The following is a 13,168-nucleotide window of genomic DNA, read 5'->3' on the forward strand; positions in this document are numbered from 1 at the left end:
CAAAAACGCAGGGCAAAACACATGCGGTTTAGGATTGCGATACCGTTAATACCGCAGCTACTGATACTTTGCTTGAAAGACTGCCTATCAAGGTTGTACTCCTACGCACATCGCCATACAATAGACAAGCTTATAATAAGAAAGTAGTTAGAACCATTATTGTCACCATTCTAGGTTTATTTTATTTATAACCGTTTTTTTGTCCATAACTGTAACTGTTGTTTTGTGAGGTAGCTTTGAGCGCACGTTCTGATAGTACCAGTGATCACTCCACCAATCATTCTGCTAATGCGGCCGATTCTATCGATGTGGTAGGCTCAGTTGGCATTGTCACACCGCAGACTTTTCATTTCGCTGAGCCATTGACCTTGGAGTGCAATCGCACCCTGCCCGCCTTCGATTTAATCTTTGAAACTTATGGCACACTCAATAGCGACAAATCAAACGCCATTTTGATTTGTCATGCCTTATCAGGCAGCCATCATGCAGCGGGCTTCTATAGTGACGACGATAAAAAAGCGGGCTGGTGGGACAATATGATTGGCCCCAATAAAGCCATCGATACCAATCAGTTTTTTGTGGTTTGCGTCAATAATATCGGCAGCTGCTTTGGCTCTACAGGCCCTACCACCATCAATCCAGACAGTATAAGCGATGAGGGTGAAGCGCAGGTTTATGGCCCTGACTTCCCCCTTGTCACTATCAAAGACTGGGTGAAAACCCAAGCCATGCTTTCCGACCGATTGGGTATTGAGGTTTGGCATGCCATTGTCGGTGGCTCAATGGGCGGTATGCAAGCCATGCAATGGTCGGTCGATTATCCAGAGCGCTTAAAACGCTGCGTGGTCATTGCCAGTACACCAAAGCTTTCTGCGCAAAACATTGCCTTTAACGAAGTTGCGCGGCAATCCATTCTCTCTGATCCTGATTTTAAAGACGGGCGTTACTTACAGGCGGGTACTTATCCTCGGCGTGGGCTTATTCTTGCACGTATGGTCGGGCATATCACCTACTTGACCGATGATGCGATGAAGGCAAAGTTTGGCCGTGATTTAAAATCTGGCAAGTTTATGTATGGCTACGATGTCGAATTTCAGGTCGAGAGCTATTTGCGCTATCAAGGCGAACGCTTTAGCGAAAACTTCGATGCCAATACTTATCTGCTCATGACCAAAGCGTTAGATTATTTTGACCCAACGCGAGATTATCCGGCAGCAGCAGAGCTAGAAACCTCCCTCGCCGCAGTAGTAAAAGCCGATTCTACCGAGAATGAGCTTGAGAAAACGCTAAATAATAGCGCCACTATTGATAATACTGAAAACGCTGATAACGTCAATGTAGCCAATGCAAAAGAGCTGAACGCCCTAAAAGCTGCCTTTGCTCATACAAAGTGCCAATATTTGGTGGTGTCATTTACCACCGACTGGCGTTTTGCGCCCGAGCGCTCACAAGAGATTGTCGACGCACTGATGGCAACTGGCAAACCAGTCAGCTATATCAATGTCGACGCCCCGCACGGTCATGATTCGTTTTTATTCGATATTCCACGTTATATGGGTGCGGTTAAAGGATTTTTGACCGCGCCATTTATTGCCAATCGCTTGAAAGCCAAAGGAGCACGCTCATGAGAATGGATCATCAATTGGCTGAGCGTTGGATTGCGCCGCACTCGCATGTGCTGGATTTAGGCTGCGGTAATGGCGAGCTGCTCGCGCATTTACAGCAAAATCTAGGCGTCACCGGTTATGGACTTGAGATTGATGAAGATAAAATCAATGAAGCCATCACTAAAGGCTTATCCATCGTCGAGCAAGACCTCAATGATGGTTTGAGTCGTTTTGCCGATAATAGCTTCGATACCGTGGTTATGGCGCGCGCCCTGCAAGCGGTAAAAGCGCCTGATATATTGCTGCTCGATATGCTACGCGTTGCCCGTGAGGCCGTGATTACCTTTCCTAACTTTGCCCATTGGCAAAACCGCCTGCATTTGGGCTTAAAGGGCCTGATGCCAGTTTCAGAAGCCCTGCCTTATGAGTGGTATAACACCCCAAACATTCATTTGTGTACCTTTAAAGACTTTGAACAGCTGTGTGCACAGCATGATATTCATATCATTAATCGCTTTGCGGTCAGTGATTCTGAAAAAGGGCATACGCCGCTGATGACCGCATTAATCAGGCAAGCGCCCAATCTGCTTGCAGACGTTGCTATTTATCGGGTCACCAAACAAAAACCTGCTTAATAGTGAAGTTAACGCACTGGTTATTAACGAATATTTAAATAAAAAGGTAATAATATTAACCTTAATAGAATGTTAATTTATTCTTACGCTTAAGTAACTCTATGATTTTATTGAGGACCAACAGATATAAGTAGGCATTAAATCGTGTAATTAGTATTTGAGTTTCGTAAGTTTGGGTGTTAAGCTAGCGAAATAGTGTCAGTCATACCCCATATACGACCGTTTATCGGATTTTTTAACCGTCTATCGGCTCTATTTGAGGCAACGATCCACTAAATATATAAATGTTATTGCTAATGATTAGGTAAGAAGGTAGCGCAAAATTTCACCTAATTGTTATCGCCGCCTAACTGTCTCAAGCGAGACCGTTTTAGCGGTGCAACTTTTTCTTTTGCTTATTAACTGCCTAATTTTGGAGCTGCTATGAAATTATTAAAAGCTGCGTTGTTTACTGCCCTGTTCTCTTGTGCGGGCCTTGCCAACGCTGAGTTAATATCAAACGTGCCACTTGATACCTCACGTTTCGAGCTAATGCCTATCAGTGAGCTGTCTGCCAGCGCTGCTCAAGGTAACAATCACGCCCAGTTTTATTTAGCCAAGCGTTTGCAAAAGGGTGAAGGCGTTGCCCAAAACACCCAGCAAGCCATCCAGTGGTACACCAAAGCAGCTCAGCAAGGCGTTGCCCCTGCTCAGTTGAACCTTGCCATCATGTATTTGCGCGGTGAAGGCGTACAACCAAACCTTCAACAAGCGCGTCTATGGTTAGAAAAAGCCGCCATGCGTGGTGATAACCGTGCCAGCTATACGCTTGCCCTGCTCGATGAGAAGCAAAAGAATCTGGTCGATGCGTATAAATGGTATGACTTGGCTGCCCGTGATGGCATGCTCGATGAAAAAGTCCGTAACAAAGCCCGCGGTAAAATCGGTCAATTGGCCTTGAACTTATCAAGTGCTGATATCGCTAGCGCGCGTAGCAAAGCCGATACTTGGTTTCAGAGTAAGTAAGTTCTAATTTAGACTTTACACAGTAAATATAAAAAAGCTCAGTATCATACTGGGCTTTTTTATTTGCCATTTTTATGATCTGTCATATTTCGATGAAATTATAGGAAGATAAAACTGCCAAAACCTTTTTAAAATTTGTTAAACTACGCCCGCATTAGCCAATTCCACAATTGCGCTAGTGTTATAGCTAATCTACATACTTAAACCAATGCACTAGGTTTGCGACCTAGCCAGCAGGAGAAACACATGAGTACCTCACAAACGACTGACGTACAAGCGTCAACTCACGCCACAGAATACGATAGCGTCACCAACAATATCGTGGTTGCCGCCCTTTATAAGTTCACCCGCTTTGCCGATTTTGAGCAATATCGTGAACCAATCTTAAACACCATGCTAGAGAATGACGTCAAAGGCACGTTATTAATCGCCAGCGAAGGTATTAACGGCACGATTTCTGGTAGCCGCCAAGGTATTGATAGTGTCTTAGATTATTTGCGCAGTATCGAAGCCATTGGCAGCTTTACTTTTAAAGAGTCGTATACCGATGAACAGCCTTTTTATCGTACCAAGGTGAAGCTAAAAAAAGAAATCGTCACCATGGGCGTGGAGAATATCGATCCATTACAGTCGGTCGGTCGTTATGTAAAACCAAGTGAGTGGAATGCACTAATTTCAGACCCTGACGTTATTTTGATTGATACCCGTAACGATTACGAAGTACAAATTGGAACGTTTCAAAATGCTGTTAATCCAAATACCGAAACCTTCCGCGAGTTTCCAGAGTATGTGGCAAAAGAGCTAGATCCTGCGAAACATAAAAAAGTCGCGATGTTCTGTACCGGCGGTATCCGCTGTGAGAAATCGACAGCATTTATGCGCGAGCAAGGCTTTGAAGAGGTCTATCATTTAGAAGGCGGTATCTTAAAATATTTAGAAGAAATTCCAGCCAGCGAGTCCATGTGGCAAGGCGATTGCTTCGTCTTTGACAACCGTGTGTCAGTTAATCACAATTTAGAGAAAGGCAACTACGAGCAATGTTTTGCTTGTCGTATGCCAATTACTCAAGATGATATGCAAAGCGCCGCCTATATCAAAGGCGAATCGTGCCCGCACTGTATCGATAAAGCCACTGACGAGCAAAAAGCGCGTTTTCGTGAGCGCGAACATCAAATGCAGCTGGCGAAAAAACGTGGTGAAGCGCATATCGGTAGCGATGTGATCGATGTGATTGAAAAGCGTAAAGCAGCTAAGATTGAAGCTCGCCGTCAAGCGGAAGCCGCCAATAAAGCCAAAGCTTAATAAGATAAAATAACCAAAGCTTAACGGCATTAAGGTTTATTAAATAAGGCTTGTTAAATAAGAGTTATAAAAAAAGAGACCAACAGTGTCTCTTTTTTTGACCCTGTTTTATACCGCTGGATAAATTACTTGGTCTTGACCATTTAGCTCAGCCCCTGGTGTAGGCTTGGCAACATCCAAGCGACCAACGCCCATAATATGCTCTACCCTATGGCCTCTAAGCAGTAAATAATCGGTAATGATACGCCGATGACAACGCCACCATACTGCTTCAGAACACATAAGAGTAAGGCGTTGTTTTTTCCCGAGTTGAATGAGTTGATCGAGGGCGGCTTGAAAAGTATCACTTAACGCATAATCCGCATAGTTATGAAAAGCTTGCACGCGCCATAGATCATTAATCTGTTCATCGACTTGCTTTTGTTTCGGACGTTGCCCGCCAAGGTCAGCGCAGTGCTGATAACTGATGCCAACTTGACTGAGTGCTTGCGGAAAAGTATCGATATTAAAAACAGGATTAGTTCGAGAACGTGGAAAGCTGCGCACATCGATGAGCAGTTCGATATCGGCTGCTTGAAGCATCTCAATCAGCTCATCAAGGTTACGGGTCGAATGTCCAATCGTATAAAATGTGGTGGTCATGGTTAAACCGTTATAAAGTTGTCGTTTTATTTTGCATGGTCTTGTCTTGAATGGTTCAGTGATTTTTCTCATTCAATATTAACCAGTCTCAACCTGCTCACTCATTAGGACTTTTGTAGGACAATCGTGCTCGAAAGTCGCTAACGCAGCAGAATCTATCAAAGCCAAGTAGAATAACCTAAACCTTTACTGCTTATAATACCCAACTAATCACAGCCAGCATAAAAAATAGAGGCTCAATTGAACCTCTATTTTTGGCATTTACAATGCTTCTTACCGAATGCGATCAGCTACCGCGATAAGTACTATAGCCATAAGCTGATAAGGTAATTGGCACATGATAATGCTGCTCGCCTTCAATATTGAAGTTTACTTCAACATAAGGGTAAAACGATTTCAAACCTTTATTCTGAAAATATGGTGTGGTCTCAAAAATTAGCTTATAAGTACCATCATGATTGACGCCGGCTTCATTAGGTAGAAAAGTCCCAATACGACCATTAGCATCCGTCTTTTGGGTATTGAGCAGCTTCCAGCTTCCAGTCTTTTCTTGCATCATCAATCTTACATTGACGTTTGGTGCTGGTTTGCCTGTACTAATATCTAGGATATGGCTAGATAATTGATATTTATCTTGATCGCCTGCTGCATAGCTAGCAGTCGCGCTTAGAGCTAATACGCTACCAAGTGCTGCTGCTTTTATCATTTTGGCTTTCATAAAAATCCTTATATAAATTTCGGTTTATTTTAGTAAATGACTATTGGTTTAGTATAAGTTGTTATAAACCTATCATTGTAAAGAAAACGTTAATTTATATATTGAAGTTTTATAGGCTATGATTTTTATAGACCGTGATCATCTTACTAACCCATTCGACATCAAGAAAAATAACAAAAAAAATAGCAGACAACCATTTTGGTCATCTGCTATCGATGGGCAATTACTTTGTTTTAACTTAGCTCTACGTTTAAGTTAGGGCTAATTAAAATAAGATACGTACGCGAATGGTTTCTTCAACGTCTTTTAGCTGATCTAGAGCAGCACGTGAGTCGTTATAGTCCACATCCATCACTAGATAGCCAACGTCGCCTTCGGTCATGAGGCTCTGCGCTAAAATATTGATATGCGCTTCGGCGAACAGGCGGTTAATCTGTGACAATACGCCTGGGACGTTTTTGTGGATATGCAGCAGACGATGCGTGCCTTCTTTAAACGGTACAGAAACCTCTGGGAAGTTCACCGCAGTTGCAGTATCACCTTGGTCAGAGTAACGGACAAACTTATCGGCAACTTCAAGACCGATATTGGCCTGCGCTTCTTGCGTTGAACCACCGATATGCGGCGTCAAGATAACGTTGTCAAATTTACGCAGTGGTGACTCAAACTCTTCATCTGCTGATTTTGGCTCTTTTGGGAACACGTCAATCGCTGCGCCCAAGATTTTACCTGACTCAAGGGCTGCTGCCAAATCATCAATCTCAACGCAGGTGCCGCGAGCGGCGTTGATAAAGTAGCTGCCATCTTTCATATGCGCAAATTGCTCAGCTTTCATCATATAGCGCGTGCTTGGAACATCAGGCACATGCAAAGTGACAATATCAGCAGTTGATAATAACTCTTCTAAGCTACCAACTTGCACGGCGTTACCGAGTGGCAATTTGGTCACGACATCATGATAGATGACTTTCATACCAAAACTTTCAGCTAAGACAGACAACTGCGAGCCAATAGAGCCGTAACCGACGATACCGATCGTCTTGCCGCGCACTTCGTGTGAGTTGGTCGCAGATTTGCCCCAGCCGCCGCGATGGACGGTGGCATTTTTTTCAGGGATACCGCGATATAGCATGATTGCTTCAGCAAGCACCAACTCCGCGACCGAGCGAGTGTTCGAATACGGCGCGTTAAAGACAGGAATACCCAAATCACGAGCGGCGTCCAAGTCGACTTGGTTGGTACCGATACAAAAACAGCCAATACCGATCAGCTTGTGGGCGTGCTCAAGCACTTCACGCGTCAGCTGCGTGCGCGAGCGGATACCGATAAAGTGAGCGTCTTTAATTTTTTCGATCAGCTCATCTTGATCTAGGGCGTGACTGATATTCTCGATGTTATGGTAACCAGCCCCTTCCAATACTTTTAACGCATTGTCGTGTAGACCTTCAAGCAATAAAAACCGGATCTTGTCTTTTTGTAGTGATAACGCCATGTGAGAACTGTCCTATAATTGTCTTATAAAAATCATCAGTGGGATAAGTCTGATGGATGAAACGAAAACAGTCTGGATATCTTACACAAAATTTGGCAGCGATGTTAGCAGATTAGATGAATTATTGCTTATCAAGCCTGAAAACTTTTTATGCTATAGTGAATCATGGTATATAAAACTTATAACCAAACCTTATTAAACTGTTTTTAACGATTTAGGCGAGACAGATAGGCGTATGACAGCATCTCCATCTATCATTGCGCTACGCGCTCGCTTATACTTATCTAAACCTACTTATTTATATAAACACAGTTAGCACCGCTGGGTTATATCCATTTAGCGATATAATAATCCCTTTTATGCATAGCGCTTGCGTTTCTACCGAGATTTGACCATGACTTCTTTAGCTAGCCAAAGCAATACTACTGCTCAAAATGATTCTCAAACCACTACCACTGCTATCCAAAATATCTTAAGCAGCTTGCTCCATGTCCATCAGTTTGACGCCAGCCAAATCAAAACTGATAGCGAGAGCTTGGAACATTGGGGCAAAGACTGGACCAAGCACTTTGCTCCGGCCGCTGCTGCCATTGTCTTTCCAAAGACCACCGAGCAAGTACAAGCGATTGTCCTGCTTGCCAATGAGCACAATGTAGTCTTAACGCCAAGTGGCGGCCGTACCGGTCTGTCTGCTGGAGCGGTCGCTGCCAATGGCGAGATTGTCGTTAGCATGGATAAAATGAATCATATCGGACAGTTTTATCCTGCTGACCGCATGGTTGAGATTGAAGCTGGTGTGGTCACTGAGCAGTTGCAACAGTTTGCCGAATCAAAAGATTTATACTATCCCGTCGATTTTGCTTCAGCAGGCTCCAGTCAAATCGGCGGTAATATCGGCACCAATGCTGGTGGTATAAAGGTGATTCGTTATGGCATGACCCGTCAATGGATCATGGGATTGACTGTCGTCACGGGAAAAGGTGATATCTTGCAGCTTAATCGCGGTATGGTGAAAAATGCCACCGGTTATGATTTACGCCAATTATTTATCGGTAGCGAAGGTACGCTTGGTCTAGTCACTCATGCACAAATCAAGCTTGAGCGTCAGCCACAAGACTTAAATGTCATGGTCTTAGGCATGGACAGCTTTAACGATGTGATGAATGTGCTGTCGGCTTTTCAAGCGAAGATTGATTTAACGGCGTTTGAGTTCTTTGATGAGGTGGCAGTTGATAAGCTCATGGCGCATGGCCAAGTACAAGAGTCTGGCGCAAGCAGAAGAGCTGTGGAAATTGCGCGAGTATATCTCTGAAACCATCTCAGTATTTACCCCTTATAAGAATGACGTTTCAGTATTAATCAGTTACGTACCTGAATTTATCGCTGAGATTGATCACATCGTCAGCAGCAACTATCCTGACTTTGAGGTCTGTTGGTTCGGTCATATTGGCGATGGCAATTTGCATCTTAATATCTTAAAGCCTGAAAACATGAGTAAAGATGACTTTTTTAGCGAGTGTCAAATCGTTAATAAATACGTGTTTGAAACGGTACAAAAATATGGCGGTTCGGTCTCTGCGGAACATGGCGTTGGTATGACCAAAAAACCGTATCTCAATTATAGCCGTAGCGAAACTGAGATTGAGTATTTACGCGCGGTCAAAAAAGTCTTTGACCCCAATAATATTATGAACCGTGGTAAGATTTTTGATATGTAAGAGGTTTTTTATCAAAACAACCCATCTATAACCATAAAAAATGACGCTAAATATCAAATTTTAGCGTCATTTTTATATTATCGTTTAGCACAATAGCAAGGCTTAGAAATATAACAGTACCAAACCGATGACCAACAGTACACTTAAAAGCCCTTGCACCACTAAAAAAGCTTGATGCGGGGCAGCAATGTGGCGCACCATATTGCCAAGCGCGTTATAGGTAATGCCGGATGCTTTAATGTGAGGCGGAGTGTCAAAGGTTTTGATAATTTGCAAAAACTGTTCGGTGCGCTCAGCTGACCAGCCGTGCGGCGCAAAGGGTAGATATGGCGACAATTGCGCTGCCTGTTTTTTGGTGGCAGGCGACCAAAGCCAACGCTCCAAGAACAGTAAACGCATGCGCCAGTCTGAAAAATCACGCTGCGTAATCACTTGTAATACGAGCACTTGCACGTCTTTATGGCGCTTATCGGCAAAAATGCGCTGCGTCAACGCCGCGACTTTGGCTTTTTCACCTTCCATACATTGCAAAAAATGACCATTGCCATAACATAACGTACCTGTGATGCCGTGCTGCTCGTTATAATCACGCGCATGAGCTTCTACCTCATCAAATATTGCTGCATTTAACCGTGAAGCAAGCGTCAAGCTGCTGACATACACCAACTGTATCAATGCAGTATCTGCTATTTCATCTAATTTGCTAAAGGCATTAGCATGAGTTAGGGGCATAATAAAAATCCTAAAAGGTCACCATTGAAGGCAACCGAAAAAATACGCCATCTAAAATGACGTGTAAAAAAATAAGAATATTACGGATAGTAAAGATGGTGCTTCACGAAAACTGAGCAATAAAATATGGTAACAAGACCTAATAATAAAATCGGGCAACAAAAACCTAGCAAATAATTACGCCGCTTGTCTGTGATTGTTTATGGGAGTTGCTATCATAACCAGCGCAAAGAGAAACGTGATAATAAGCGTCATTTGTGCCATAAAGGGCTAAAAATTAAGTTACCTGTAGAAAGTATTTAAAATAAAAACAAAAGACGGTGGAAGAATGAGCACTTGTAAAATTGCTAAATCGCCTCATTAAAACAAATAATGACAAAGGCAGGATTTATAATTTGTGCGTATAACTCATTGTAAATGCAAAGATAAATGATTGTAACGTTTAAATAAGCCTATTGATATGCTTTTATCGACATTGTGATCTAAAAAGTCGTAGAAAAATCTGGGCGCTGGCGTTTACTTTTAGCAATTGCATCTATACGAAAACGCCTTTTACGTGCTTTTCTTACGTTTTTTAATAGCCAGTTTTTTATCAAAACCCTATTTATAGCTGCCCTTTCTAGCAAGATTTTTAGCACAAAAATATTAATATCGATTTATTAAGACCGGTTTACAGAGACGACAGACAGGAACATTATGAGCAAAATTGAAAAATTAGATGATTTTCACCTAACCATTGCTGAGATTAAGAAAAAAGACTACCCGCAGCTTAAAGCCTTGATGGATCGCGTTTATGTCAATTTGGGCGGCGCATGGTCAAAAAACACCATTCATGCTTTGATTGATGCCTTTCCCGAAGGACAGATTGCGCTATTTGACCACGATGAGCTGATTGGCATCGTGCTCTCTATGCGCGTCGATTACAACAAGTTCTCTAACCCGCATACTTATGATGATTTAATTGGTCATAAAGAAATTATCAGAGACAACCCTGAAGGCGACGCGATTTATGGGCTAGATGCATTAATCGACCCTGAGTATCGTGGGTATCGTTTGGGGCGTAGGCTTTATGATGCGCGTAAAGAGCTGTGCCGTCAGTTAAATTTCCGCGCTATTTTGGCCGGGGGTCGTATTCCCAATTATCATAATCATCAGGATTTGACCCCGGGCGAGTATATTGAGGCTGTAGAAGCGCGTGAGATTCATGACCCAGCGCTGTCCTTCCAATTATCAAATGGCTTTATCGTGAAACGTATTTTGACCGCGTATCTGCCAGATGATGCACAGTCAAAAGGCTTTGCGACGTTGCTTGAGTGGGCAAATATCTATTATGAGCCGCAAGATTATAAGCCAAACACCCGTAAATCAGAGGTGCGTATTGGCGGTATTCAGTGGCAAATGCGTGAGGTGGAGTCACCTGAAGAGCTGCTGCAACAAGTTGAGTTTTTCGTCGATATCATGGCCGATTACAACTCTGACTTTGCGTGTTTGCCAGAATTCTTTAACGCGCCATTGATGGGTCTGTGTGAATCGACTGACCAAAACGTCGCGATTCGCTTTTTGGCCGGTTATACCGAATGGTTTAAAAACGAGATTTCGCATTTGGCGGTCAGTTATAATGTCAACGTCATCACCGGTTCCATGCCGTTTTTGGACGACGATGATACTTTATATAATATCAGTTATTTGTGCCGCCGTGATGGTACGGTCGAAGAGCAGCGCAAAATCCATATTACCCCGCATGAGCGTAGCGCGTGGGTGATTGAGGGCGGTGATGAAGTCAAAGTGTTTGACACCGATGCTGGACGTGTTGGTATCTTAGTTTGCTATGATATTGAGTTCCCCGAGCTTGCGCGTTTGATGGCGCTTGATGACATGGATATTTTGTTTGTTCCATTTTGGACAGATACCCAAAACGGCTACCTGCGCGTACGCCACTGTGCGCAAGCACGGGCGATCGAAAACGAATGTTATGTGATGATTTGTGGATCTGTCGGTAACTTGCCGCAGGTTGAAAGCTTGGATATTCAATATGCGCAGTCGTCTATTTTCTCGCCATCGGATTTTGCGTTCCCGCACGATGCGATTATGGCGGAGACCACCGCCAATACCGAGATGGTATTTTTCTCAGACGTGAACTTAGACAAGCTTATTCACGTTCGTAATGAAGGCTCAGTGCATAATCTACTTGACCGCCGTGATGATTTGTTTAGCTTAAAGTGGAAAAGAAAAGCCAAAGTGCCAGCGAGTAAATTATCAGACGCTGAGCGCCGTGAAAACTCCGGTAGCGTGCTTATCGGTGACCCATTGCAAGACCGCGCGAAAAAACCATAAGCGGTCATTTTAAGAAGCAGGCATTAAGCATAACAATATAAAAATTATAATAATACGGCTGACCATTCAGCCGTTTATTTTTATCTACTTAAATTTAAAGGCAAAAAAAGCAGCCATTATGACCACTGATTCTAATCTTAATATTACAAATACCCCTGAGACGCCAAAAAAAACGCCCAAGCAAAAGCTATTGTCGGTTGCTAAAAACCTGCTTATATACGGCTTAGCATTTGCGATCATTTATATGGCGATTAACTGGTGGCGCCAACCGGTCATGCCGGCCAATCCGCAATTGCAATTGACTGACTATCAAGGACAAAGCGTTGATTTGGCAGCGATGAGTCGGGATAAGCCAACGCTGGTATACTTTTGGGGAACGTGGTGTCCGGTTTGTCGGGTGACCTCACCGACGATAGATAAGCTTGCGGCGGCGAATAATTATCCTGTGGTAACGATTGCGATTAAATCCGGCTCTGATGAAGAGTTGCATAGCTACCTTGCCGAGCACAATTACCGCTTTACCACTATCAATGACCAAGAAGGTGAAATATTTGCTGATTGGCAAGGCCAAGTAACGCCGTCTTATGTGGTTTTGAAAAATGGCGAGATGACGCAAGGCTTGACTGGTATTCAGCCACTTTGGTCACTCAAATTGCGTTTGTGGTTATCAGAAGTTTTTTAACCCGTGGTCAACAGTATAAAATGTAACAAATAGACGATTAAACGTGCCAGACCTGAGATTTATTAGATGGCGCATTACTGCTAATCAATCATTGCTTTTGGCTAAAAATAGGACGATACCGGCCAGCTCTTTTTACCCTACTCATTTTGTCATATAATAGCTGCCGTTACTCTATTCCCTTTTCTAAGTATTCTGCTAAAAATATTTTTTGTTGCAATCGTCTGATTAGTATTTATGATGGACATGTCCATTTACAATCAAGTGATAAGCAACTTATTTTGCGCCATGTTTTTTAAGCAAA

The 13,168-nt window shown here is 43.1% G+C and carries 10 protein-coding genes and 1 pseudogene; 7 read left to right on the plus strand and 4 right to left on the minus strand.

Going from position 1 to position 13,168, the window contains the following annotated elements:
- Positions 1-302 precede the first annotated feature (302 nt).
- The 4 genes from metX to trhO all read left to right on the plus strand — a co-directional run bounded on the left by metX (position 303) and on the right by trhO (position 4,549).
- Entirely contained in the window at positions 303-1,628 is a 1,326-nt protein-coding gene (gene metX / locus V7D75_RS02085; protein WP_333613259.1) for a homoserine O-acetyltransferase MetX, read from the plus strand.
- Complete coding sequence (metW, locus tag V7D75_RS02090) at positions 1,625-2,242, plus strand: methionine biosynthesis protein MetW (RefSeq protein ID WP_144298049.1); 618 nt, start codon at positions 1,625-1,627, stop codon at positions 2,240-2,242. Before metX ends, metW begins: the two co-directional genes overlap by 4 nt.
- A gap of 423 nt (positions 2,243-2,665) precedes the next feature.
- Entirely contained in the window at positions 2,666-3,247 is a 582-nt protein-coding gene (locus tag V7D75_RS02095; protein WP_068404007.1) for a tetratricopeptide repeat protein, read from the plus strand.
- A 246-nt stretch (positions 3,248-3,493) separates the two neighbouring features.
- Positions 3,494-4,549, plus strand: coding sequence for an oxygen-dependent tRNA uridine(34) hydroxylase TrhO (gene trhO, locus V7D75_RS02100; protein WP_333613217.1), 1,056 nt, complete (start codon positions 3,494-3,496; stop codon positions 4,547-4,549).
- A gap of 108 nt (positions 4,550-4,657) precedes the next feature.
- Here the strand turns inward: trhO and V7D75_RS02105 are convergent, their stop codons facing one another.
- The 3 genes from V7D75_RS02105 to serA form a co-directional block, all read right to left on the minus strand.
- Positions 4,658-5,191, minus strand: a complete 534-nt coding sequence (locus tag V7D75_RS02105; protein ID WP_333613218.1) for a DUF488 domain-containing protein — start codon at positions 5,189-5,191, stop codon at positions 4,658-4,660.
- A 286-nt stretch (positions 5,192-5,477) separates the two neighbouring features.
- The gene (gene uraH / locus V7D75_RS02110) at positions 5,478-5,909 is read right to left on the minus strand and encodes a hydroxyisourate hydrolase (protein WP_333613219.1); all 432 of its coding nucleotides are present in this window, start codon (positions 5,907-5,909) and stop codon (positions 5,478-5,480) included.
- A gap of 265 nt (positions 5,910-6,174) precedes the next feature.
- A complete protein-coding gene (gene serA / locus V7D75_RS02115) occupies positions 6,175-7,401 on the minus strand; it encodes a phosphoglycerate dehydrogenase (RefSeq protein ID WP_068404003.1) in 1,227 nt (408 codons plus the stop codon).
- Positions 7,402-7,795: 394 nt separating this feature from the next.
- Between serA and V7D75_RS02120 the strand changes: the two are divergent.
- Positions 7,796-9,119 (plus strand): annotated as a pseudogene (locus V7D75_RS02120) (FAD-binding oxidoreductase).
- A gap of 102 nt (positions 9,120-9,221) precedes the next feature.
- Here the strand turns inward: V7D75_RS02120 and V7D75_RS02125 are convergent.
- Positions 9,222-9,851 carry a BLUF domain-containing protein gene (locus tag V7D75_RS02125; RefSeq protein ID WP_333613220.1) on the minus strand — a complete coding sequence of 210 codons (630 nt, stop codon included), beginning with the start codon at positions 9,849-9,851 and terminating at the stop codon, positions 9,222-9,224.
- A gap of 696 nt (positions 9,852-10,547) precedes the next feature.
- Here V7D75_RS02125 and V7D75_RS02130 point away from each other — a divergent pair.
- Entirely contained in the window at positions 10,548-12,185 is a 1,638-nt protein-coding gene (locus V7D75_RS02130) for a carbon-nitrogen hydrolase family protein (protein WP_333613221.1), read from the plus strand.
- A gap of 118 nt (positions 12,186-12,303) precedes the next feature.
- Positions 12,304-12,867, plus strand: a complete 564-nt coding sequence (locus V7D75_RS02135) for a protein disulfide oxidoreductase (RefSeq protein ID WP_333613222.1) — start codon at positions 12,304-12,306, stop codon at positions 12,865-12,867.
- Positions 12,868-13,168: the final 301 nt, after the last annotated feature.

The organism is Psychrobacter sp. (assembly GCF_036731945.1).
Classification (GTDB): Bacteria; Pseudomonadota; Gammaproteobacteria; order Pseudomonadales; family Moraxellaceae; genus Psychrobacter.

Bases quoted from the DNA above. Each gene is read 5' to 3' on its own strand.
- V7D75_RS02095 (WP_068404007.1), top strand. From the start codon at position 2,666: ATGAAATTATTAAAAGCTGCGTTGTTTACTGCCCTGTTCTCTTGTGCG.
- uraH (WP_333613219.1), bottom strand. From the start codon at position 5,909: ATGAAAGCCAAAATGATAAAAGCAGCAGCACTTGGTAGCGTATTAGCT.
- V7D75_RS02125 (WP_333613220.1), bottom strand. From the start codon at position 9,851: ATGCCCCTAACTCATGCTAATGCCTTTAGCAAATTAGATGAAATAGCA.
- trhO (WP_333613217.1), top strand. From the start codon at position 3,494: ATGAGTACCTCACAAACGACTGACGTACAAGCGTCAACTCACGCCACA.
- V7D75_RS02130 (WP_333613221.1), top strand. From the start codon at position 10,548: ATGAGCAAAATTGAAAAATTAGATGATTTTCACCTAACCATTGCTGAG.
- V7D75_RS02105 (WP_333613218.1), bottom strand. From the start codon at position 5,191: ATGACCACCACATTTTATACGATTGGACATTCGACCCGTAACCTTGAT.
- serA (WP_068404003.1), bottom strand. From the start codon at position 7,401: ATGGCGTTATCACTACAAAAAGACAAGATCCGGTTTTTATTGCTTGAA.
- metW (WP_144298049.1), top strand. From the start codon at position 1,625: ATGAGAATGGATCATCAATTGGCTGAGCGTTGGATTGCGCCGCACTCG.
- V7D75_RS02135 (WP_333613222.1), top strand. From the start codon at position 12,304: ATGACCACTGATTCTAATCTTAATATTACAAATACCCCTGAGACGCCA.